General features: G+C 58.8%; 15 protein-coding genes. 5 read left to right on the top strand and 10 right to left on the bottom strand.

Going from position 1 to position 21,504, the window contains the following annotated elements; all coding sequences use genetic code 11:
* Nucleotides 1-175: 175 nt before the first annotated feature.
* From QMZ18_RS01410 to QMZ18_RS01390, 5 genes are all read left to right on the top strand, one after another.
* Entirely contained in the window at nt 176-823 is a 648-nt protein-coding gene (locus tag QMZ18_RS01410) for a phosphoribosylanthranilate isomerase (protein ID WP_282604441.1), read from the top strand.
* A gap of 67 nt (nt 824-890) precedes the next feature.
* Entirely contained in the window at nt 891-2,102 is a 1,212-nt protein-coding gene (trpB, locus tag QMZ18_RS01405; protein ID WP_282604440.1) for a tryptophan synthase subunit beta, read from the top strand.
* Nucleotides 2,099-2,932: a tryptophan synthase subunit alpha gene (trpA, locus tag QMZ18_RS01400; protein ID WP_282604439.1), complete on the top strand. Its 834-nt coding sequence runs from the start codon at nt 2,099-2,101 to the stop codon at nt 2,930-2,932. Before trpB ends, trpA begins: the two co-directional genes overlap by 4 nt.
* A 114-nt stretch (nt 2,933-3,046) precedes the next feature.
* Nucleotides 3,047-4,036: an acetyl-CoA carboxylase, carboxyltransferase subunit beta gene (gene accD, locus QMZ18_RS01395; RefSeq protein ID WP_282604438.1), complete on the top strand. Its 990-nt coding sequence runs from the start codon at nt 3,047-3,049 to the stop codon at nt 4,034-4,036.
* Complete coding sequence (locus tag QMZ18_RS01390; protein WP_282604437.1) at nt 4,020-5,342, top strand: folylpolyglutamate synthase/dihydrofolate synthase family protein; 1,323 nt, start codon at nt 4,020-4,022, stop codon at nt 5,340-5,342. The genes accD and QMZ18_RS01390 overlap by 17 nt, the downstream gene beginning before the upstream one ends.
* A gap of 220 nt (nt 5,343-5,562) precedes the next feature.
* On the opposite strand, the gene trxA is transcribed toward QMZ18_RS01390, so the two are convergent.
* The 10 genes from trxA to QMZ18_RS01340 all read right to left on the bottom strand — a co-directional run bounded on the left by trxA (nt 5,563) and on the right by QMZ18_RS01340 (nt 21,498).
* Nucleotides 5,563-5,883: a thioredoxin TrxA gene (gene trxA, locus QMZ18_RS01385; protein WP_322097113.1), complete on the bottom strand. Its 321-nt coding sequence runs from the start codon at nt 5,881-5,883 to the stop codon at nt 5,563-5,565.
* Nucleotides 5,884-5,971: 88 nt separating this feature from the next.
* On the bottom strand, nt 5,972-9,511 hold the full coding sequence (addA, locus tag QMZ18_RS01380) for a double-strand break repair helicase AddA (RefSeq protein WP_282604435.1): 3,540 nt from the start codon (nt 9,509-9,511) through the stop codon (nt 5,972-5,974).
* Nucleotides 9,508-12,537 carry a double-strand break repair protein AddB gene (gene addB, locus QMZ18_RS01375; protein ID WP_322097112.1) on the bottom strand — a complete coding sequence of 1,010 codons (3,030 nt, stop codon included), beginning with the start codon at nt 12,535-12,537 and terminating at the stop codon, nt 9,508-9,510. Before addB ends, addA begins: the two co-directional genes overlap by 4 nt.
* A gap of 184 nt (nt 12,538-12,721) precedes the next feature.
* Entirely contained in the window at nt 12,722-13,459 is a 738-nt protein-coding gene (locus tag QMZ18_RS01370; protein WP_282604433.1) for a nucleotidyltransferase family protein, read from the bottom strand.
* Nucleotides 13,456-14,496, bottom strand: coding sequence for an aminoglycoside phosphotransferase family protein (locus QMZ18_RS01365; protein ID WP_282604432.1), 1,041 nt, complete (start codon nt 14,494-14,496; stop codon nt 13,456-13,458). The genes QMZ18_RS01370 and QMZ18_RS01365 overlap by 4 nt, the downstream gene beginning before the upstream one ends.
* On the bottom strand, nt 14,493-15,032 hold the full coding sequence (gene tsaE, locus QMZ18_RS01360; RefSeq protein WP_282604431.1) for a tRNA (adenosine(37)-N6)-threonylcarbamoyltransferase complex ATPase subunit type 1 TsaE: 540 nt from the start codon (nt 15,030-15,032) through the stop codon (nt 14,493-14,495). The genes QMZ18_RS01365 and tsaE overlap by 4 nt, the downstream gene beginning before the upstream one ends.
* 288 nt (nt 15,033-15,320) lie before the next feature.
* The gene (locus QMZ18_RS01355) at nt 15,321-17,666 is read right to left on the bottom strand and encodes a PAS-domain containing protein (RefSeq protein WP_282604430.1); all 2,346 of its coding nucleotides are present in this window, start codon (nt 17,664-17,666) and stop codon (nt 15,321-15,323) included.
* A gap of 296 nt (nt 17,667-17,962) precedes the next feature.
* Nucleotides 17,963-19,258: an adenosylhomocysteinase gene (gene ahcY, locus QMZ18_RS01350; RefSeq protein ID WP_282604429.1), complete on the bottom strand. Its 1,296-nt coding sequence runs from the start codon at nt 19,256-19,258 to the stop codon at nt 17,963-17,965.
* A 199-nt stretch (nt 19,259-19,457) separates the two neighbouring features.
* The gene (gene ptsP, locus QMZ18_RS01345; RefSeq protein WP_282604428.1) at nt 19,458-21,242 is read right to left on the bottom strand and encodes a phosphoenolpyruvate--protein phosphotransferase; all 1,785 of its coding nucleotides are present in this window, start codon (nt 21,240-21,242) and stop codon (nt 19,458-19,460) included.
* Nucleotides 21,232-21,498: an HPr family phosphocarrier protein gene (locus QMZ18_RS01340; RefSeq protein ID WP_282604427.1), complete on the bottom strand. Its 267-nt coding sequence runs from the start codon at nt 21,496-21,498 to the stop codon at nt 21,232-21,234. The genes ptsP and QMZ18_RS01340 overlap by 11 nt, the downstream gene beginning before the upstream one ends.
* Between the last annotated feature and the right edge of the window lie 6 nt (nt 21,499-21,504).

Genomic DNA, 21,504 nt, shown 5'->3' with positions numbered 1-21,504 from the left:
ACTGGCAACCTGCTGGCAGCAGCAATTCAATCGGACAACACTAACCCATTCAAGCGCTTCATCGACGGATAATTTTTCACGCGATGGGTTTTTCCCGACTGTCCGTACGACAATGCAGGTTTAGTTCTGCCAAAAATTGAGTGCATCGGACGTTTCAACTCACTAAAACTGCCCAATGTGCATAGAAGTTAAAATCTGTGGTCTTTCGACGCCCGAAACCATGACAGCTGCGATCGAGGCGGGGGTTGATTATGTCGGGACAGTGTTTTTCCCGCCCAGTCCACGCGCGGTCACGCCGTCACGGGCGGGCGAACTGCTGGCGCCGGTTGGTGATCGGGCGACTAAGGTCGGTCTGTTTGTCGACGCCGTTGATGCTCTGATAGAAGAGGTATTAAAGGCTGCCCCGCTGGATCTGCTCCAATTACACGGAAGTGAGTCTGTCGAGCGGGTTGCAGCGATTAAATCGCGCTTCGGTGTTCCGGTCATGAAGGTCATCAAGATCCGTGGCCCCGATGACGTTAGCCGGGTAGAGAATTTCCTCGAAGTCTCCGATCGCATTCTGTTCGATGCAGCTCCGCCCGCCGACCTGGAAAATCCGCTGCCCGGCGGCAATGCCGTATCCTTCGACTGGACCTATCTGAAGGGCAAGGCCTGGCCGAAGCCCTGGATGCTGGCCGGAGGGCTGACGGCTGATAATCTGGCGCGCGCTGTCGATCTGTCAGGTGCATCGGCCTTGGATGTATCTTCGGGGGTCGAGGACCGTCCAGGTATCAAGAACCCGGATAAGATCCGCGCCTTTATCGCCGCAGCCAAGGTAATTTAGCGCGTCTTGCGATAGCGGCGATTTTGCGGCAAAGTCCGCCGTCCCCTACTGAGGCTTAAGTAACAGAATGACAACGCCCAATTCCTATACAACCGGGCCCGACGAGCGCGGCCATTTTGGTGATTTCGGCGGCCGCTTCGTCGCCGAGACGCTCATGCCGCTGATCCTTGAGGTCGAAGAGGCGTATAACGCCGCTAAGAGCGATCCGAGTTATCAGGCCGACATCGACTATTATGCCAAGCACTACACCGGCCGACCCAGCCCGCTGTATTTTGCGGAGCGCCTGACCAAGGAATTCGGCGGCGCCAAGGTTTACTTCAAGCGCGATGAGCTGAATCACACCGGCTCCCACAAAATCAACAACTGTATGGGTCAGATTCTGCTGGCCAAGCGCATGGGTAAAACCCGGATCATCGCCGAGACCGGTGCCGGCCAGCATGGTGTGGCGACGGCAACCGTCTGTGCGCTGTTCGATCTGCCCTGTGTTGTCTACATGGGTGCAACCGATATCGCCCGCCAGGCGCCGAATGTCTTTCGGATGAAGCTGTTGGGGGCAGAAGTCGTGCCCGTGACCAGCGGCACCGGCACCCTCAAGGACGCCATGAACGACGCTCTGCGCGACTGGGTCGCCAACGTGGAATCGACCTTTTACATCATCGGCACCGCCGCAGGCCCACATCCCTATCCGGCCATGGTGCGTGACTTCCAGTCGGTTATCGGCCGTGAAGTGCGCGAGCAGATGATGGAGGCCGAAGGCCGACTGCCCGACAGCCTTGTTGCCTGTATTGGCGGTGGTTCGAACGCGCTGGGCCTGTTCCATCCTTTCCTGAACGATACCGATGTTCAGATCACCGGTGTTGAGGCGGCGGGACACGGGATTCCAAGCGGTGAGCATGCGGCCTCTTTGACCGGTGGCCGACCGGGTGTCCTGCATGGTAACCGGACTTACCTGCTGCAGACTGATGACGGGCAGATCAAAGATGCGCATTCGATCTCTGCCGGTCTGGATTACCCGGGGATCGGCCCCGAGCATTCCTGGCTCAATGACATCGGACGCGTGCAATATGTCTCGGCGACTGACACAGAAGCCTTGGAGTGCTTCCAGCTTTGTTGCCGCCTTGAAGGCATTCTCCCTGCACTTGAGCCGTCCCATGCGCTCGCTCACGTGCGCAAGGTCGCACCCGACTTGCCGCGTGACCATCTGTTGGTCATGAATATGTGCGGGCGTGGTGATAAAGATGTCTTTACCGTTGCCGAAGCTCTCGGAGTAACGATATGAGCGAGAGTCGTTTGGAACGCCGTTTTGCGGCGCTGAAATCCGAAGGTCGAGGCGGCTTGGTGACCTTCACGACTGCTGGTGACCCGGATTACGACACGGCGTTTGAAATCCTCAAGCGCTTGCCGGACGCGGGTGCAGACGTGATAGAACTGGGCATGCCTTTCTCGGATCCCATGGCCGATGGTCCCTCGATCCAGGCTGCGGGATTGCGGGCCCTGGATGCCGGTATGACGCTGCGCAAGACGCTGCAAATGGTCAGCGATTTCCGGGCAGCGGACGACACGACACCGATCGTGCTGATGGGCTACTACAACCCCATCTATTCCTATGGCGTCGACGTCTTTATCAAGGATGCGCTTGCGGCTGGGGTGGACGGCCTGATCATTGTCGATCTGCCGCCGGAAGAAGACGACGAGCTTTGCGAACCTGCCAATGCCGCCGGATTGCATTTTGTTCGCCTCGCCACGCCGACGACCGACGATGCCCGCCTGCCCAAGGTTCTGACGAACACCAGCGGATTTATCTACTACGTTTCGATCATGGGAATCACCGGCACCAAGGCGGCGTCGGGCGATGCCGTTCGTGCTGCGGTTACTCGTTTGAAGAAGCACACTGATATGCCGGTTGCCGTCGGTTTCGGCATCCGCACGCCGGAGCAGGCTGCCGAAGTTGCCGCGGTGGCGGACGCCGCCGTTGTTGGAACTGCGATTGTCGAGCGGGTCAAGGCTGGACTCTCCCCCGACGGGATTGCCGGTCCCAATTTAGTTGAAGGTGTCGTTGGATATGTTGCCTCTCTTGCCGCCGGAGTTCGCTCGGCGCGGCAGGGATAGTTCGTCGAACCGCATTAGCCGCGCCCAAACCTATTGGATTTTTGGTCGAATTCGTTCGCCAGACCGGATGAAATAGACTAATCAGGGCCATTCGCGCACAGAGAACGAAACGCTATGAACTGGATTGCCAACTTCGTCCGCCCTAAGATCCGGGCGCTGGTCAACAAACCTGACGTTCCCGACAATCTCTGGGAAAAGTGTCCGAGCTGCGAGCAGATGGTTTTCCATCGCGAGCTGGATGCCAACCTGCGGGTCTGCCCGCACTGCAATCATCACCTGCGCATCAGTGCCAGACAGCGCCTTGAGTGGCTCTTCGACGATGGCGAGTTCAAGGTCATCGAGCTGCCTGAAACGCTTGCGGATCCGCTGAAATTCCGCGACCGAAAACGCTACACCGATCGGCTGAAGGAAGCCCAGGCGAAGAACGAGGATAAGGAGGCCATTGTTGTCGCTCACGGCGAGATTGGCGGTTCCTCGGTTGTCCTGGCAGCCTTCAATTTCAGTTTCATGGGCGGCTCCATGGGCATGGCGGTCGGCGAAGGTCTTCTGGCAGCCGCGCGTCTGGCGGTCCTGCAGGATGCTGCCTTGATTGTGGTACCTGCATCCGGCGGCGCACGTATGCAGGAAGGCATCCTGTCTTTGATGCAGATGCCGCGCTCGGTGATCGCGGTTGATCTGGTCAAGGAAGCAGGGCTTCCCTACATCGTGCTGCTCAGCGATCCCACGACCGGAGGCGTTTCAGCGTCATTTGCCATGCTGGGCGATATCGCAATTGCCGAGCCCGGTGCGACAATTGGTTTTGCCGGCAAGCGGGTGATTGAAGAGACTATTCGCGAGACACTGCCGGAAGGTTTCCAGCGTTCCGAATATCTGCTCGATCACGGCATGGTTGACATGGTGGTACCGCGGCAGGAACTGAAAGTGACGCTTGGGCGTGTTCTGAACCTGCTCAGTGTGAAGTCGCCTTCCGCTGAGATCGTTCCTCTACCGGGGACCGAGGATATTGCCGTAGAGGTTGAAGCCGAGGCTGAGGTCGAGGCGGAGACATCCCAGGAGACCGCCGAAAACGGCAAGGGAGAACCGGAAGATGGCAAGACGGAGTGACGCAGTCCTAGAGCGTCTTACCCGTCTTCATCCAAAGATCATCGACCTCTCCCTTGGACGGGTCGAGACCTTGTTGGAGCGTCTGGATCATCCAGAGCGGCAGTTACCGCCGGCGATCCACGTCGCGGGGACGAATGGTAAAGGCTCCTTGATCGCCTATCTGCGTGCCATGCTGGCATTGGGCGGCGACCCGGCGTCGGGCTTAAATCGCGTTCATGCTTATACATCGCCGCATCTGGTTCGCTTTCACGAGCGGATTGAGCTTGCCGGCACCCTGATCGGCGAGGATACCCTCGTCGAACTGCTCGAAGAATGCGAGACCGCGAATCTGGGCGAATCCATTACCTATTTCGAGATCACGACGGTTGCGGCGTTTCTGGCCTTCGCACGGATGCCGGCGGACGTTCTATTGCTTGAAACCGGGTTGGGCGGGCGGCTTGATGCCACCAATGTGTTGGAACAGCCTCTGCTGACTGCCATCACGCCGATTTCGATTGATCATGTGCAGTTCCTGGGCAGTGAACAGGAAGTGATCGCAGTGGAGAAAGCCGGTATTTTGAAGGCTGGTGTTCCTTGTGTGATAGCACCTCAGGATCCCGCGGTGATGGCCGTATTTGAAGCCCGCGCCGCTGAGCTCGATGCACCACTCTATCGCGGCGGCATTGATTGGGATGTTCAGGCCGTCGATGACGGTTTTCTCTTCAGTGGCCGCAATGGTTCTCAGCACTATCCCAAACCGGCCTTACGGGGTGCGCATCAGATCGTAAATGCCGGTCTTGCCGCTGCCTGTGCCGAGCAGCTTGATAGCTTCCGGCCGAAAGTCGCCGAGGGCATCGCCTCAGCGGTTTGGCCAGCGCGTTTGCAACGCTTGACGAAGGGGCCGCTTTTGAACCTGCTCGGTATGGAGTCAGCGGGTCAAGCTTCGTCAGAGCGCCGCTGGGAGCTCTGGATCGACGGCGGACACAATGCCGCAGCCGGCGAAGCGCTTGCGGATGTTCTCGCAGACTGGGACGACCGGCCGGTGCATCTGATCTATGGGATGCTCAATACCAAGGTCGCCGAGGACTTTGTGCGGCCAATCGCCGAAAGGGCGTCGAGCCTCCATGCGGTTGCTATACCCGACGCGACAGCATCACTCAGTGCGGGGGATGCGAAAGCCCATGCGGTTGCTCAGGGATTTGCGGCAACTGCCAGCGACTCTGTCGAGGCCGCAATCGTCGATATCAGAGAGCGCTTTCCGGGTGGCCGCATTCTCGTGTGCGGTTCACTGTACCTCGCCGGCCACATCTTGTCGGAAAATGCGTGACATCCTAATTGTCATCAGGCGACTCTACCTGGAGCAGATTAACCCGGTCAGTAGACCATCTTAAGCGATTCCAGCCGGCGGGGGTCTGCTTTCGAGTGCGATTTACGTTTCCGCGAGTTCAGTGAAAAACGAACAGCCACTGGACTCCAAGCCAACAAAAAAACACCTCCGTTGAAAGCAACGAAGGTGTTTTTCCGCTTAGGGACCGCTGGAGGGTGGGTCAGATGACCTCTTCAACCCACTCAATAAGCTGATTCTTCGCGACCATACCGATTTTGGTTGCAGAAACCTGCCCATCTTTGAACAGCATCAGCGTTGGAATGCCACGCACGCCGTACTTCTGGGGGGTCATCGGATTGTCGTCGATGTTCATCTTCGCGACGGTGAGCCGTCCGCCCATCTCCTGAGCGATTTCTTCGAGTGCCGGCGCGATCATTTTGCAAGGGCCGCACCATTCGGCCCAGAAATCTACCAGAACGGGCCCATCCGCCTTGATAACGTCGAGTTCAAAGGAAGAATCGCTGACGGGACTGGTATTCATCATAACCTCTATGACCTGTTGTCGACCGTAGACCAAAGGGCCTACCGCACTTTCATGATACGAATGTAGGGAGCCCGGGGGCGCGCCGTCAAGGTGCGTGATCCGCGATCAGAGCATCGCTGAGATGCATCAAACGCGGGCCGTCCGTCCATAGCAGCAGGGTCTCAATCTGCTTGTCAGGATAGATCTGCCGCAGCACACTTCGGTAAGACGCCATTTGCTTCAAATAGATAGCGGGAACCGCCTCGGGATCGAGAGGTGCAGGGCGATTGGTCTTGTAGTCGATGATCCAGACCTTGTTATCGGTAACCAATAATCTGTCCACTTGCCCTGAAATCACTTCCGCGCCTCGAAATAAGCTCGAATCCCGTCTTTGTGGAACAACGCCGACAACCGGTACCTCTGCCTGACTGCCTGGACCGAAAAGTGCGCCGAACCGAGAATCTTCAATAACGGCAAGGGTTTCGTCCAGGATTTCGATCTGTTGCGCCTCTGTCAGGTCGTGGAGAGGGCGTGCCAAAAACCGCCTGCCAGCCTCTTCGCGGCGCTCGAACGCCAATTCAGGCAGGGTCTGGAGCAATCGGTGAATTAAACGACCACGGCGGAATCTTTGCCCTCGATCGCCGCCCAGCGGCGAGCGGACGGCAGGCTCTGGACCTGACGGGCGAGACGGAGCCAATGGACGGGGCGGTGAAGGTTCGGCCGGTGGTTTTGCGCCTGCCCAGGCTGGAAGCCGTGCCGTGCCGCGCTGAGCCTCTGGAAAGCTGCCGGCTGCTTCTGAATCGGCAATCTGTGGCCATTCCAGCCGCCAACCCGTGCCGGACCAGCCGTCGGCGATGCTGGTCGAAAAATCGTACTCAATTTCGTCCGCTAAAGGCGCGATTCCGGACTGAACGAGGTTGTACCAGCAGTCGTCGGGGGGTGTTCGTCTCTTGTCATTCCAACCACAGAGCAGGAGGCGGTCTTCCGCCCGGGTCATGGCCACGTAGAGCAGTCGTTTGTATTCCCGGGTGCTCGCCTGTGAGATTGCGCGCCGGGCGGTTGATTCGGCGAGGCCGGCAAAATCCTGCCCAAGCGACCAGATCGGCAAATCGCCATCGGATTTCAGCCAGATCAGGCCGCGATGCGGCAACGGCCCCTGCAGGGTGTCAGGCAGAAAGACTACCGGCGCCTGAAGGCCTTTCGAGCCATGAACGGTCATGACCCGAACCGCGCCACCGCCATGTTCCATATCGCGTTTGATTTCCTGCTCGCCGCGTTCCAGCCAATGCAGGAAACCTTCCAGAGTCGGCGTCTGTTCGCGTTCGTAGCTGAGCGCAAGGTTTAGAAATTCATCGATAGGATCGTTGGCATCGGGGCCGAGGCGGGCAACCAGAGCCTGGCGGCCGCCACGGGGACCCAGGACCTCGGCAAAAAGTTCGAATGGACGAACGACCTCGGCACGCTCCAAAAGCGCTGCAATCATGGTGTAGGCTGCTTGGAATGCCGGATGTTCTTGAGCGTATCGACACAATTCCATCCAGAGCGACCCGGAACGGCCGTGTGCCAGATCGAAAAGCTGATCTTCCTCCAACGCGATCAACGGACCTTTGAGTACGGTGGCAAGCGTCAGGCTGTCTTCGGGTAACAGCAGAACACGGCCGAGTGCGATCAAATCCATGACAGCGAGTTGGTTCGTCAGGACCATCCGGTCGACACCGGCAACTGGAACCTGAAGGGTTTTGAGCTCACGCACGAGTTCTTCGACAAAGTCATTCCGGCGCCTTACCAGAACCAGCAGATCGCCAGGGTCCATTCTCCGGTTTTTCGAGGCGAGCCAGGCTTCGGGATCATTGGCACCCGCATCCGACTGGGTCCAGTAATGGATCTTGTTTGCGATCAGCCGTGCCAGCCGGCTGCGCGGGGAATCGATTCTTTGCCCGGCGACCGGCAATTCCCAGGGCTCCGGCGCGTCTTCCTCCTGCGGATCGACGGGTGGCCAGACCTCGACGATTCCGCCCTGGCCGAGGCGTGCGGGCAGATGCTCGATCAATTCTTCGCCGAAGCGCACACCGTCGAAGGCTTCGGGTTGCGCAAAGACCTCATCGACCGAGCTGAGCACGGCCGAGGTGGACCGAAAGGAAACACCGAGACCAACCTCATCCCAGGATTGACCTGCCTGGTGAACGCGTTCGGCAAAGTATGCGCGCATCGCTTCAAAGACCGCAGGGTCCGCCCGCTGAAAACTGTAGATTGATTGCTTGGCGTCACCTACGACGAACAGCGTTCGGCGGTCTTCGCGGGCGCTCTCGCCCGAGAAGAATTCATCGGCGAGGTGGCGCACGACTGCCCACTGATCCGGGTTTGTATCTTGCGCCTCATCCACGAGGATATGGTCCAGTCCACCGTCGAGTTTGAAGAGCACCCAGGGCGCCACATCGGGACGCTGCAGCAGCTCCCGAGTGCGGAAAATCAGATCGTCGTAATCGAGTAGCGCCCGGTTCGATTTCAAGTCTGCATAGCGCCCGAGCATTTCGGCGCCCAGCCGGAGCAGCGCGACCGATTTTTTAGCGACGGCGAGCGCATCGAGACGTTTCTGAACGTTCAGAATTCGTTGTGCCTCGACTTCCAGCACCGGTAAGGCGCTGGGGACGGCAGCGGCTGCTGCTTTGGTGAGCAGCCGTTTCGCCACCTCCCGCTTCTTGGTGGTAAATATGGACGCATAGTCGTTAAAACCGGCGATCCTGTCTTCGAGATTGCCGGCTAGCCACCTTGCCAGCACTTCGCCCTTGACCACATCAGTTTTCGATCCGGCGGAGAAGGCGTCACAGGCGAGGCGGAGCCCGATCAAATCCAGCGCAACATCCTCAAGGGCGCGTTCGAGCAGATCTTCGACCGTTTCATGCTGCTCCACACCGAGGCAGGCAAAGATGGCGGCAATCAACCCTTCCAATCCGCCATGCCTTTGTAAGGCCTGGGTGAGCCGGCCGCGTGCCATGATGAGTTCCGCGATCAGATCACTGAAACTCTGCTCTTGCGCGTGCGTCGCGATCTCTGTCAACGCGAGGCCAAGCGGACTGTCAGGGGCCCTGCCCGCACGTGAGAGAATGCCCTCGCGCGCCTGGAGTAGCAGTTCTTCTGCCGAACGGTCGTCGAGCACCTGAAAATGCGGCGCGACGCCGGCTTCGAGCGGGAAGCGTCCCAGCAACGACTGACAAAAGGAATGGATGGTCAGGATTTTCATCCCGCCCGGTGCGTCAAGCACCCGCGCAAAGAGCTGCCGTGCGGTCTCGATCAGCGCACCATCGGGGGCGAGTCCGGTCAGCGATTGAAGCTCGCCCACCAACGCTTGTTCGCCCAATGTTGCCCAGCGCGCAAGTCTTTGAGCCAAACGGTTCGACATCTCTGCGGCGGCCGCTTTGGTAAAGGTCAGGCAAAGGATGCGAGGTGGGGCTGTGCCCTCTAACAGCAAGCTCAGAACCCGATCGGTTAAGACCTTGGTTTTGCCGGTACCCGCCGAAGCCGCGACCCAGACGGAAGACTCCGGCGAGGCTGCCCGGCGCTGGGCAACCGAAGCACCCTGCTTGATGGCGTTGCTTCGTTCAGTGATCTCCTCGGCCGAGGTGCCTGCGCTGTTCGGAGAGGTCATGATTCTGCCCCTCCTTCGCCGGCAGACCATTCCTTTATGCGCGCGAGATGCGCGTAATCGTTGAACCGCAGCCGCCGGTCATGCCGCGGTTGCGCAGGATAGGGCGTTTCCGGAGAGTCAAAGCGGGAAACGAGCGTTTCCAGACCAGCAAGTGCGGCATCGGCCAAGCTTGTCGCCGATTGTTTAAGAGGTTTGTTTTCTCCGGCTGTCGCTCCACCAGTCAAGCGCCAGTAACCAAGGCGCGAAACGCTCCCGCGCAAATCCCCAAAGGCGCCTGCATTGAACATGGCGGCTTCGAGGGGTAGCTGTGGCGCGTACCCCATTTCGACTTCTGGATCGGTTGGGATCCGACCGGTCTTATAATCCAGAATGGCAAAGCTGCCGTCGCGCAACTCGTCGATCCGGTCGGCTTTGGCCGTCAATTCAAAGAGCCCACCCGGGGCGTTGAAAACCAGTTTGCCAGTTTGCTCGGCATGGGATCCCCGAGTCTCTTCGCGCCACGTCTGTTCGGCCACTGCAAACCACTCGGCGATCCGCACGAAGCGGGGCCACCAAAATGCGCGCAGGCCAGGCCGTACCGCGGCGCGTTCGAAAACTTCTGCGCCGATCTCCAGCAGCTTCGCTTCGGGATCCGCCGGTAACGCATCTGGATATTCCCCAAGGAAGATTTCCAGAATCTCATGGATCAAGGTGCCTTTTTCTGCCCCGCCGGGATCGGCATCGATCGGATCGAGCGGCCGCAACTTCAGGATTTCCCGGGCATAGAGTGCGTAGGGGTCGCGGCGCCAAGTCTCGACGCGGGTGACCGAAAGACGGCGCGGGCGTGCCGCCACAGGTGGTTGTGGCGCCGGTGGTTTGCCACGCAGGGAACGGCCGGGTTGATCCAGCAGTTGCGCCCAGGCCAACCAGTCCGGTGCTTCACTCATCAGCGCATCGGAAATGCCTAACCCCTGAAGCAACGCGTCCAGGCGCAACAGCCAGCGCGACGGCACGGTCGGTGTTCCATCGACCCGTGTCGCGCGCGTGATGTAGACCCTTGGTGCCGACGCGGCTTGCGCGAAGTCGTGCGCGGATAGCCCGATCCGGCGCTCCGGCGACGGAAGATCGAAGTCTGCACGCATGGGCCGGCTTAACCAAGGGCCCGAATCGACCTCTATCGGCCAGGTTCCCTCGTTCAATCCGCCGAGTATCATCACGTCCGGGTGCAGCAGGCGGGCTTCGAGAGGTCCGAGTATCGTCAGCCTTGGGTGACTGCTGAAAGCCTGCCGTACCACCCGGCCTTCCAGCAGGCTGCTGAGCAGGGCAGAGTAACGCCAACGCGATACCAGGGGCAGACTACCGGCGGCGTCCCGCAACTCATCGACGAAGTTGGCCAGCAGAGTTCCGGCTTCTCCCTGCCAGATCCTGTCTGCACCGCTTTCTGTATCGCTTGCGGCCAAGGCTTCCATGAACGCGATGTGGCTGTCGATAACGCTTTCGAAGTTGCTTTCGGATGTCTGCAGGCTTTGTTCAAATTCCCGGGCGGCCTCGCTGAGCCAGGCGACGAAGCTGCTGCACTCGGCCCTAACCTCACCTGTGGTCGGATTAGCGCTTTCCTCACTGAGGCTGTCCATCAATCCCTGAAATCCAGGCGCCGGACGGACGCCGCGCCACACCTCTTTTTCGATCTGATGCAGTAAGACCAAATACTCAGGCCGAGGTCGCCCACCGGAAGCCAGCGGATGCTTCAAGGCAGCCAGAGCAGCGAGAGGTTCCAGTTCGCCGGAGATCATCTCCGCAGTCAAACGAAGGAAACTGCCCGGTAATGAGCTCGCGAGCGGCTCACCTGCGGAATCATCGACGGCGAGACCCCAGCGGCCAAGCTCAGTTGCCACCCGTCTGGCCAAGGACCGGTCGGGAGTCACCAAGGCCGCACGCCGACCATCCTCCTCCAGGACTTCACGCATCAAAAGGGCGATGACTAGAGCCTCTTCCGACGCACCAGGGCAATCGATCCGCTGTAGAGGCTCCAATGCAGCACGCATGTCGTCCGGCTGCATTTCTTCGATGACATTCAGCCATTCCGGCGTGGCGGCGGCAGGCAGCAATGCCGTGGAGAGAAGGCTGGCGCGTCGCTGGGCGTCCGGATCTTCAAGATCACTGCTCCAGAGAGCGATATCGCTGCGCTCGGCCCCCAGTCCCTCAAGCAGGCGATGCAAGCCATATTGTGGATGGCTCGGGTCTTCGCCGATCGCCTGCCAGATGGCATCAGAGGCCAGCAGATCCACACCCGGTAAAACGACATGTCCCTGAGGCAGTGTCGAGACGACTTTAATCAGTTGGGCCGTGGCAGGGATCGAGCCTGTGGAACCTGCAACAATGATCGGATCGTTCGGGGGTTTATCCCGCCAGGCAGCCGCTTGCGCTTCCAGGAGAAGCCTTCGGCGTTCGGCAATACCAACACAATCGGATTCAGCCTGGATGGCGGGCCATTGCACTGAGAGGATTTCGAGGAAGTCGAGGGTGATCTGCCAGTGACTGGCATATTCCTGCGGCACGAGGTTCTTCAAGTCCCGAAGATCCAGGCCTTCTGTTTCGACTTGATCCAGCAGACTGGCGAGCTCTGCCGCCAAACGTACCGCCTGATCCTCGCTTGGAGCATCGACGCCGTCATCTTTGGCATTGACTTCGCCCCACTTCATGATCAGGCGTGCCAGCAGCAACTGCCTTCGCAGTGGCGGGATCGCCGGCGGGATTTCGGTTTCCGCCGCCGCCTCAGACACCACTTCGCTGCTGGTCAGCTCCAATTCGTCGGCATCCAGATCGCCGAGCGGCAGCAGGCGCGGCAACAGCAGTGCCCGTGCATCCGAGACTCGTAGAAAGGCATCCTGCAAAACCCGGCAGGCGCGCCGGTTGGGCAGCAGGATTCTGATCTTGGCAAGAGTGAGGGGATCATGCCCCCACCTCTGGATAACGCCTTCAGCCAACGCGTCGGCAAAGGCAACGCCCGCGGGAATGTTGAGAACCTTTGGGCCGGCCACGCTCATCGCCCTTGTGGAGGCATCTGCGTTTTGCCGCTTTGGTTCATTGCTCGCCGTTTCCTGCCCATTACCGCTCGTTAAATCTCGATCGTTTTTCACCCGTTCAGTGAAAATTATGATCCAGCCACATGGTCATAGTGTTCGAAGGCGATTCGTGTCCTCGATCGATTCAATCAGGAACGATTGCACCCTATGTCTGCACCGATGTGAAGGACAGATTTTCCAGCGCAGTTTCGGCGTCGCGGAGTTGTTCAGGTGTGCCAATGTGGAACCATTCGCCGTCGTGACGGATTCCAAACAGGCGGCTGTTCTCTATGGCTCGGTCGTATAGCAGGTTCAGTGAAAAGGGTCCGTCAGGCGCACCGTCGAAAAACCTGGGGTGCAAGATCTGAATGCCCGCATAGATGAAAGGTGCGACCATACGCTCGGCCCGGCGTTGAATGCGGCCGTCCGGATTCATCATGAAATCGCCGGCGCCGTCGTACCCGAAAGCGTAGACGGTAGGATGGAGCAGCAGCAGGCCATCCATCTCGTCGTCTTCCCAATGCTCTGCCAGACGCTTAAGTGCGGAGGAGTAACCGTCCAGCCAGCACACATCCCCGTTGGTCACGAAAAACGGGTTCTCGCCCAACAGCGGTAAAGCTTTTTTAACGCCACCCCCGGTCTCCAGCAGGTCGTCTTCGCGCGAGTAGGCAATCTTGGGAGCGTCACGCGCCTCTAGGTGTTCGACAATCCGATCTCCCAGGTAGTGCAGGTTGATGACGACGTTCTCGATCCCGGCAGACGAGATGCGATCCAGTATTGTATCCAGCATGGCGCGCCCTGAAACCTCGACGAGAGGTTTTGGCAGGTTCTCAGTGAGCCCCTTCATGCGCGTCCCCAGGCCTGCAGCCAACACCATGGCCTGTGATGGGATCTCGGTCGTCATTCATTTCCTCCATCGCCCTGGCCATCCTTGGCTCCGGGCACAATTCGATGCTTCGCCGGAATAGTCTGGTCGAACCAGCCGCGCAGGGCCGAAAGCGCAGGATGTTCGAGTGCCTCTTCGATGAGGCGCCAGGTCCGGGGGATAAATTTAAGGTAGCTCGGTTTCCCATCACGTCGCAGAAGCCGGGCGAAGTTTCCGAGGATCTTCACGTTGCGTTGGGCAGACATGACGGCGAAGGATCGCCTGAAGTTGTCTTCGGGCAGATCGGGAAAGGCACTGAGATAGCGGTCGACCATCTCCGATGCGACGTCGGTTGAGACATCGCGCCGCACATCGCAGACCAAAGACATCAGATCGTACGTCAGCGGTCCGACCACAGCGTCCTGAAAATCAAGTAATCCGCAGCCCGCAATCCCCTCCCGCCCGGGCAGGACCATCAGATTGTCGACGTGGTAGTCGCGCAGAACCAGGCTATCGGAAACACAGCGTGCGCCGGGCAGTGCCTCGCGCCACAGGTCCAGAAACTCGTTCTGGAATGACGCCGCATTTTGCGCGCCGAGAACTTCGGGAAGATACCATTCGGCAAATCGCCCGACTTCTTCCAGCAAAACCTGATCCGAGTAAAGTGGAACGGAGATTTCTTCCAGATCGCTTGCCGATGCATTCCAACGGCTTTGAAGCGCAATCAAAGTATCGACCGCCAGGCGATAGAGCTCCGCCTCATCCCGGCCCTTGGTCAGTTCGTTCGTAAAGGTCCGGTCGCCGAAATCCTCCAGCAACAGGAAGCCGTGGTCCAGGTCCGTGGCCAAGAATTCGGGTGTGCTGAAATCGAATTTTCTCAACAGTCTGCCAATATCGTGAAAGGCGCCAACCTTTTCCATGGGTGGCGGCGCATCCATCAGCATGGCCTGTTCGCCGCTCCGGTGCAGCCGGATATATCGGCGCGTAGAGGCATCGCCCAGCAAGGGGTGCCGTTCCGCGCTCTGCCATCCGGCTTGCGCGAGAAAACTTTCGAGATGAGTTTCCCGTTCGCTCATTCGCAAGCTGCTCCTTTCGCCAGTGGCAGCGCGGCGATCCGCTCACACCAGGAGCCATAAGCGGTGATTTGAGCCCGGCGCGACTCTGGAGTGGCCCCAAAGTCGAGCGCCAAGTCTAATCGTGACGCCGGTAACAAGCCGCCCAGCCGTTCGGGCCACTCGATCAGCGAGATACCGTCCGAAAAGGCGTCTTCGATGCCCAGCTCGTAAGCTTCCTCGGCTTGTTTCAAGCGATAAAGATCGAAATGCCAAACGGTCGCGGGCGCCCGTTCATAGAGTTGGACCAACGTAAAGGTTGGGCTTGGCACTTCCTCCTGCGAGGTCTCATGTTGATCGCCCCGAAGGTCGCCTTCCCGCGGTAACGCGTTGATGAAAGCGCGGGCGAAGCTGGTCTTTCCTGCGCCCAGATCTCCGGACAATGCAATGATGTCGCCGGCTTTGACCAGCTGGCTCAAGGCCTGTGCCAACGCAGCCGTCGCCTTTTCGTCGGCTAGCGGCAGAGTCAGCTTTTGATCGGGGGCATCAAGCGGTTTCATGATAGAAGAGGTTTTAACCGCCGGACCTGTGAGCGGCAACAGAGGAGTGACCGCTCCGACAGCGATTGTTTCTAGAACGGAGCATGATTTTTCGGAACCACCCAGTGGTTTGCTCATATCATGTGATTCGGCTCTATCTTGCTAGGTCGAGTAGATGCAGCAGGCCGATGGATCATTTTGGACGATCCCGTCTAATCCGGATTTCTGCTCGGGGGTCCGCTTGCGTGGCTCGCTTGCCTGCATACAGCCCGTTTGATGCGGCTTCTCACAATCCACGTGGGGTAGGTCTTAAGCTCCGGGTGGATCCGATGGTATGTGGCAGGTCACCGTGGTTCCCTTGCCTTCCGTGGATTCCAGTTCGACCCAGCCGCCATGCATTTCGACAAGGCTTTTCACCAGCGAGAGTCCCAAACCCGCGCCTGACTGACGGGATTGTCCACCGCTGACTTCGAACTTTCCAAAGACGCGTGCCTGGTCTTCGCCCGGAATGCCGACACCGGTATCCGTCACGCGTAGGCAGACCATGTTGTCGCTGCGTTCTGCTCCAAGGGTGACCGAGCCGCCCTGTGGGGTGAACTTGATGGCATTGGAGAGCAGATTGAAAAGTGCCTGTTTCAAGCGTCGTTCATCGACAAAGGCGGTCCCGGCATCGTCCGGACAGTCCAGCTTGAGGCGGATGTTCCGGTTGAGCGCCCGTTCGTGACCCAGGGTTTCGATCGTTTCCAACAGACCGCTTATCGAAGTTTCGGTGCGGTCCAGATGGAGATAACCAGCTTCGATCGAGGCCAAGTCGAGAATGTCGTTGATCAGGGTCATCAAACGTTGAGAGGATTCGACGATCGCGTGGCTGTATTCCAACTGACGTTCGTTGAGGCTGCCGAAGAATTGATTTTCAAGGATCTCCGCGAAGCCGACGATGGCGTTCAGAGGCGTTCGAAGCTCATAGGAGATGTTGGCGATAAACTCGGACTTCAGACGATCGGCAGTTTCCAGCGCCTCATTGCGTTCCAGCAGAGCCCGCTCGACGCGAATTGAATCCGTAACGTCCAGGAAAGTATAGAGCGACGCGCCATCCGGCAGCGGCACCTGCGCCCAATCGACAATCGACCCGTCGGCCCGTTCGAAACGTCCGCTCATGGATTCGGCTTCGGTTGCCTGGGCCACCATGGTCTCCAGGATCTCGGGCCATTCTTCCGGAGTGACGTCGAAGAAATCACGCATGCGATCGATGACTTGCCGCGCGTGCGGCTCGCTGGAAAGCATCTCTACGGGGAGGTTCCAGATGCGTGCAAACGCCGGATTGGATAGCTTCAGGCGGCCGTCAGCGCCGTAGACCGCGACGCCTTCATAGAGATTGTCCAGCGTTTCCCGCTGCACGTCGATCAAGGTGTTGTAGGAGCGCTCCAGAGTAAGGCGGTCGGTCACATCCTCATAGGTCATGAGCACACCGCCAAAGGGATGGGGCGTGGCAACCATCCGCAGGGTATTGCCGTCGGGCAGGTGCTGCAGTTCCTCAAGAGGTTCGATCATGGTGCGGAACTCACGCAGGCGCTGCTGCTTGAATTCAGGGTAGTTGGCGTATTCAGGCAGGCGGCGTTCGTCTCGGGCTGCATCCAGGATGTCGCTCATATCAGGACCACTGTTTAGGAAGTCCTCGTCGATCCGCCATAGAGCCGCGTAAGCTGAATTGAAGAACTTCAAGCGCATATCGGGTCCAAGAATCGCGATCGCGGTTCCGAGATTTTCGAGCACGGTTGCCTGGGCGTCGATGTGACGGGTCAACTCCAATTGCAGGTCTTCGCGGGTCGTATCGTCGAAGGCATAACCGATTAGGCGGCCATCCTTTAACGGGCGTTCTTTGACCTGATAGAGCCGTCGCGCGCCGCCGACGACGATATGATGGCTTTCCGTCTCCATCTTGCCGCTTTCCTTGGCGCGTTGCGCAATGGCCTGGCCGATACGGCCTTGTGACAGACCAAGGAGTTCAAGGCTCTCCGCCATGGCGCCTTCTGGCGTTGTGTCGAGGGCAGAGGCATAAGCCGCGTTGCAGTAGGTCAGATTTAGATCAGTGTCGCGGCGCCAGATCGGTATCTGTAGGGCGTCTAAAATCGTGCTGAGGTCTTCCGTCTCCCGCATCGCGCTGTTCAATACGCTCTGTTGAGCCGTCACGTCACGGAACCAGATGCTGTCGGCGACTGGCGTACCCTCACCGGAAAGGGACCGCAAGCCAAGGGCTTCAAAGATTCGGGTGCCGTCCCGGTGCCGGAGGCTGAGAATAAAGTTCTCGCCGGAGGTTTTGAGCGCCTGATCGGATTCCGAGAGTTGGCGCCCGTCGTGCTCGAAAAATGCTGCGCAGATATCTTCCAGGCTGGTGACTTGCTCCGGATTCATACCCAGAATAGCTGCCAGATTGCCGCTCCGGTTGAGGCGGCCGCTTTCATGATGGAAGGCAAGACAGGCAAAAGGCGCAGACGAAAGAACCGTGCTGAGAATCCGGGCTTGTTGCGTTCCGTTCACAACTGCAGCTTCGGCGTCGAGCCAGCGCTTACGGTAGGCAAGCGCCAACAAAACGGCCCCGGTCACGCCGATCGCCGCAAGTAACAGTCCCGGCAGATATACCGGTAGTCCGGCCAAGTTGTCTTCCCCCCAACCAACCGGATCGAATCCGCCGCCTGCCCGGATCCGATCAGATACAACCAAACCCCGCGTGCCGGTTCGGCAAACGGTCTCGGTTCGGATTCATGCTAAGAGTCTAAGGGTTTACGCGCGCCGCGACAAGCCGTTGGCGGGGCGAAGCTGCGGAACAAAAAAACAGGGAGGTCAATTCTGACCTCCCCGTTCGATACTTCGTGCCTTTCCTTCCACCCTGGGTGGCCGCTGAGCGGCCAATCCCACGCTTTTCGGGCGTAAGGTGAAGGACGGCCCTTAAATTAGTAGCGATAGGTTTCCGGCTTGAAGGGACCTTCGCTTCCGACGCCGATGTAGCCGGCCTGCTTATCGGACAGTTTGGTCAGCTTTGCGCCGACCTTGGCCAGATGCAGTTCAGCAACTTTTTCGTCGAGTTTCTTTGGAAGAACGTAAACCTCGTTCTCGTAATTCGCGTGGTTTTGCCACAACTCAATTTGTGCCAGAACCTGGTTGGAAAAGCTGGCACTCATGACAAAGCTTGGGTGGCCGGTGGCACAGCCCAGGTTCACCAGACGGCCTTCAGCCAGAACGATGATCTTCTTTCCGTCGGGGAATTCGATCTGGTCGACCTGTGGCTTGATGTTGTCCCACTTGTAATTCCGCAGAGCCTCGATCTGGATCTCCGAATCGAAGTGACCGATGTTGCAGACGATCGCCCGGTCCTTCATGGCGGCCATATGGTCGGTGGTGATGACATCTACGTTACCCGTCGCCGTGACGAAGAGATCGCCGTATTTGCAAGCGTCGTCCATGGTGACGACCTCGTAGCCTTCCATAGCGGCCTGGAGGGCACAAATCGGATCGACCTCAGTGACCATGACGCGGCAACCCGCATTGCGGAGCGACGCGGAGGATCCTTTGCCGACGTCGCCGAAGCCGGCAACCACGGCGACCTTGCCCGCCATCATCACGTCCGTAGCGCGGCGGATGCCGTCGACCAGGCTTTCGCGGCAGCCATAGACGTTGTCGAACTTGGACTTGGTAACCGAATCGTTGACGTTGATGGCCGGGACTTTGAGAGTGCCGTTTTTGGCCATTTCATAAAGCCGCAGCACACCGGTCGTGGTTTCTTCCGAAAGGCCACGGACATCGTCCAGCAACTCAGGGTACTTTTCATGCATGATTGCGGTGGCGTCGCCGCCATCGTCTAGGATCATATTCGGCTTCCAGTCGCCGGGTCCGGTCAGGGTCTGCTCGATACACCACCAGAATTCCTCCTCGCTCTCACCTTTCCAGGCAAACACTGGAATTTCGGCGGCCGCGATGGCGGCCGCGGCTTGGTCCTGGGTCGAGAAAATGTTGCAGGACGACCAGCGGACGCTTGCACCAAGCGCTGTCAGCGTTTCGATCAACACGGCAGTCTGGATTGTCATGTGGAGGCAGCCGACGATCCGCGCGTCTTTCAGGGGCTGGCTGTCGCCGTATTCCGCACGCAGGGCCATCAGACCGGGCATCTCGGTCTCAGCGATTTCGATTTCCTTCCGGCCCCAATCGGCCAGGGAAATGTCGGCGACCTTATAGTCTGTGAACTCGACCATTGATTTATTTCTCCGAAAGGATGCGCCGGCTCAGAAGGCGCCAAGACTATTGAGCATTAATTTCTGGGGGCTCATGTAACAGCGAAAACCTGTGGCTTCAAGGCTACAAAACAGGGTCAGAAGCTTATCGCAACGGCAAAAGGCCGATCCTGGCGCTTTCGCAATTCACCTGATTTAACCGCTGTGGCTTACCGCAGAGTTAATAACCTTCGTTGAAATCGTCAAGCAAAGCCGCAATCCGTCCCGAATCGTGCTGATCCATAACCGCCATGGCGTGATGGCTGGCCGCTCGGAGGTCAATCTTCAGAATTCGCTTCTTTACACGCGGAAGGCCCGTTGCCGACATCGAGAGATCGCGTACGCCAAGACCCAGCAACAAGGCGGTATATTTAGGGTCGCCCGCCATTTCCCCGCAGACCGATACCGGAATACGGGCCCGCAGGGCGGCTTCGACGGAAAATTGGATCAATCGCAACACCGCTGGATGCAATGGATTATAGAGGTGCGCCACCTGCTCCTCACTGCGGTCGATGGCCAGCGTGTACATGGTCAGGTCGTTGGTGCCTATGGCAAAGAAGTCCACAACCTGCGCCAGGGCGTCGGCGGCCAGGGCGGCACCGGGAATTTCGATCATGGCGCCAAGCGGCGGAAGCGGATCGGCGATGTCCACACCCCGCGCGGTCAGCTTTCGGGCGACTGACGTCAGGACTTTTTTGACTTCCTTAACCTCACCAACGTTTGAGATCATTGGCAGAAGGATGCGCACCGGACCATGGGCTCCCGCTCTCAAGATTGCCGAGAGCTGAGTTTCCAGGAGGGAGATTTCTTTTAGCGACAGCCGGATCGCGCGAAGTCCCAATGCAGGATTTAGGGCGCTGCCCATATGTCCGCCGAGCGAAGAGGTTAGTTTCTCGCCACCGACGTCGAGCGTGCGGATCGTAACTGTTTGCCCGTCCATACCTTCGACGATGGTTCTCAGAGATTCATATTGCTCTTCTTCGTCGGGCAGATCCTCGCGGTTCATGAACATGAATTCGGTGCGCAGCAGGCCGACTCCTTGGGCGCCGGACGCAACTGCCTGTACCAGATCCCGCGGGAGTTCCAGGTTGGCCTGCAGGCTGACGTTTCTACCGTCCCTGGTCGTCGCGTCCACATCCCTGAGCAGGGCAAGCGAGCGGGATTCCTGTTCGATAGCCTTGCGGCGCAGCTTGTAGTCGGAGAGTCTTTTATCTGTCGGGTTGACGATAACCCGGCCATTACTGCCGTCGACCAGGACCCTGTCGCCTGTCTTGATGCCTGCGAAGAGGCCGGTCACACCGAGCACCGCGGGCAGACCGAGAGAACGCGCCATGATCGCGGTATGTCCCTCGGCGCCACCAAGATCCGTTGCGAAACCGCCGATCCGTTTCGGGTCCATCAAGGCCGTGTCGGCGGGCGTGATTTCCTCCGCGATGACGATACTGCCCGGCGCCAGATGTTCGAAGCCGCCGTATTCCGTCTTTGTGAGGTTCCGGACGATCCGCAATCCCACTTCGCGCACCTCCTGCGCGCGGGCCCGCAGGTAGGAATCGTCCATTTCAGCGAAATTCTTGGAGATTTCGCCGATTTCGGCCATGACCGCAGCTTCGGCGTTCAGCATTTCACCGCGCATCCGACGTTCGACGGCACCCAGCAGACTGTTGCTTTTGAGCATCTGAAGATGCGCATCGAGCAGATATCCCAGCTCTTCAGCCGCCGCTCCATGGTAGCTTTCAGCCTTGGATTTCAACTTTCCGACTTGCCGCCGCGCTTTTTCCACCGCGTCCTGAAAGCGAACAACCTCATCGTCCAGCTTGGCTTGCGGTAAGCGATATTCGAGAACCTGGATCTCGCCGCTATCGCGCAGATGCGCCGGGCCGACGATGATCCCGGAGGATACCCCCAGGCCTTCGAAAACCTGTTCGCCCGCTTCTTCGCGCGCAGATACTGTCGTTTCAGTCTTCATCGAATTTACTGACGATAAGTGCCGTCAAGGCGTTCACAACTTCCTCGGCTGCCGGTCCCGTGGCCCGCAGTTCAATTTGGCTTCCTGGTGACGCCGCAAGCATCATGAGGCCCATGATTGAGCAGCCGGATACCTCCGTATCATTCTTCCGCACCAGCACTTCGGCATCGAAAGCGCCGGCCACCTTGACGAACTTGGCCGATGCCCGCGCATGCAGACCACGTTGGTTCTGTATCGTGACCAAACGACAAATCATAGCTGT

It is taken from the genome of Pelagibius sp. Alg239-R121, from assembly GCF_947331435.1.
In the GTDB taxonomy this organism is placed as follows: domain Bacteria; phylum Pseudomonadota; class Alphaproteobacteria; order Kiloniellales; family Kiloniellaceae; genus Denitrobaculum.
Note: the sequence above shows the minus strand (reverse complement) of the source record. Positions and strands in the feature narration are given on the sequence as shown.

What these genes read in the sequence shown, in the direction of transcription:
- QMZ18_RS01365 (WP_282604432.1), bottom strand. Translation starts at nt 14,496, where the DNA reads ATGAGCGAACGGGAAACTCATCTCGAAAGTTTTCTCGCGCAAGCCGGA.
- QMZ18_RS01410 (WP_282604441.1), top strand. Translation starts at nt 176, where the DNA reads ATGTGCATAGAAGTTAAAATCTGTGGTCTTTCGACGCCCGAAACCATG.
- addB (WP_322097112.1), bottom strand. Translation starts at nt 12,537, where the DNA reads ATGAGCGTGGCCGGCCCAAAGGTTCTCAACATTCCCGCGGGCGTTGCC.
- trxA (WP_322097113.1), bottom strand. Translation starts at nt 5,883, where the DNA reads ATGAATACCAGTCCCGTCAGCGATTCTTCCTTTGAACTCGACGTTATC.
- QMZ18_RS01390 (WP_282604437.1), top strand. Translation starts at nt 4,020, where the DNA reads ATGGCAAGACGGAGTGACGCAGTCCTAGAGCGTCTTACCCGTCTTCAT.
- ahcY (WP_282604429.1), bottom strand. Translation starts at nt 19,258, where the DNA reads ATGGTCGAGTTCACAGACTATAAGGTCGCCGACATTTCCCTGGCCGAT.
- addA (WP_282604435.1), bottom strand. Translation starts at nt 9,511, where the DNA reads ATGACCTCTCCGAACAGCGCAGGCACCTCGGCCGAGGAGATCACTGAA.
- QMZ18_RS01340 (WP_282604427.1), bottom strand. Translation starts at nt 21,498, where the DNA reads ATGATTTGTCGTTTGGTCACGATACAGAACCAACGTGGTCTGCATGCG.
- tsaE (WP_282604431.1), bottom strand. Translation starts at nt 15,032, where the DNA reads ATGAAACCGCTTGATGCCCCCGATCAAAAGCTGACTCTGCCGCTAGCC.
- accD (WP_282604438.1), top strand. Translation starts at nt 3,047, where the DNA reads ATGAACTGGATTGCCAACTTCGTCCGCCCTAAGATCCGGGCGCTGGTC.
- trpB (WP_282604440.1), top strand. Translation starts at nt 891, where the DNA reads ATGACAACGCCCAATTCCTATACAACCGGGCCCGACGAGCGCGGCCAT.
- QMZ18_RS01370 (WP_282604433.1), bottom strand. Translation starts at nt 13,459, where the DNA reads ATGACGACCGAGATCCCATCACAGGCCATGGTGTTGGCTGCAGGCCTG.
- trpA (WP_282604439.1), top strand. Translation starts at nt 2,099, where the DNA reads ATGAGCGAGAGTCGTTTGGAACGCCGTTTTGCGGCGCTGAAATCCGAA.
- ptsP (WP_282604428.1), bottom strand. Translation starts at nt 21,242, where the DNA reads ATGAAGACTGAAACGACAGTATCTGCGCGCGAAGAAGCGGGCGAACAG.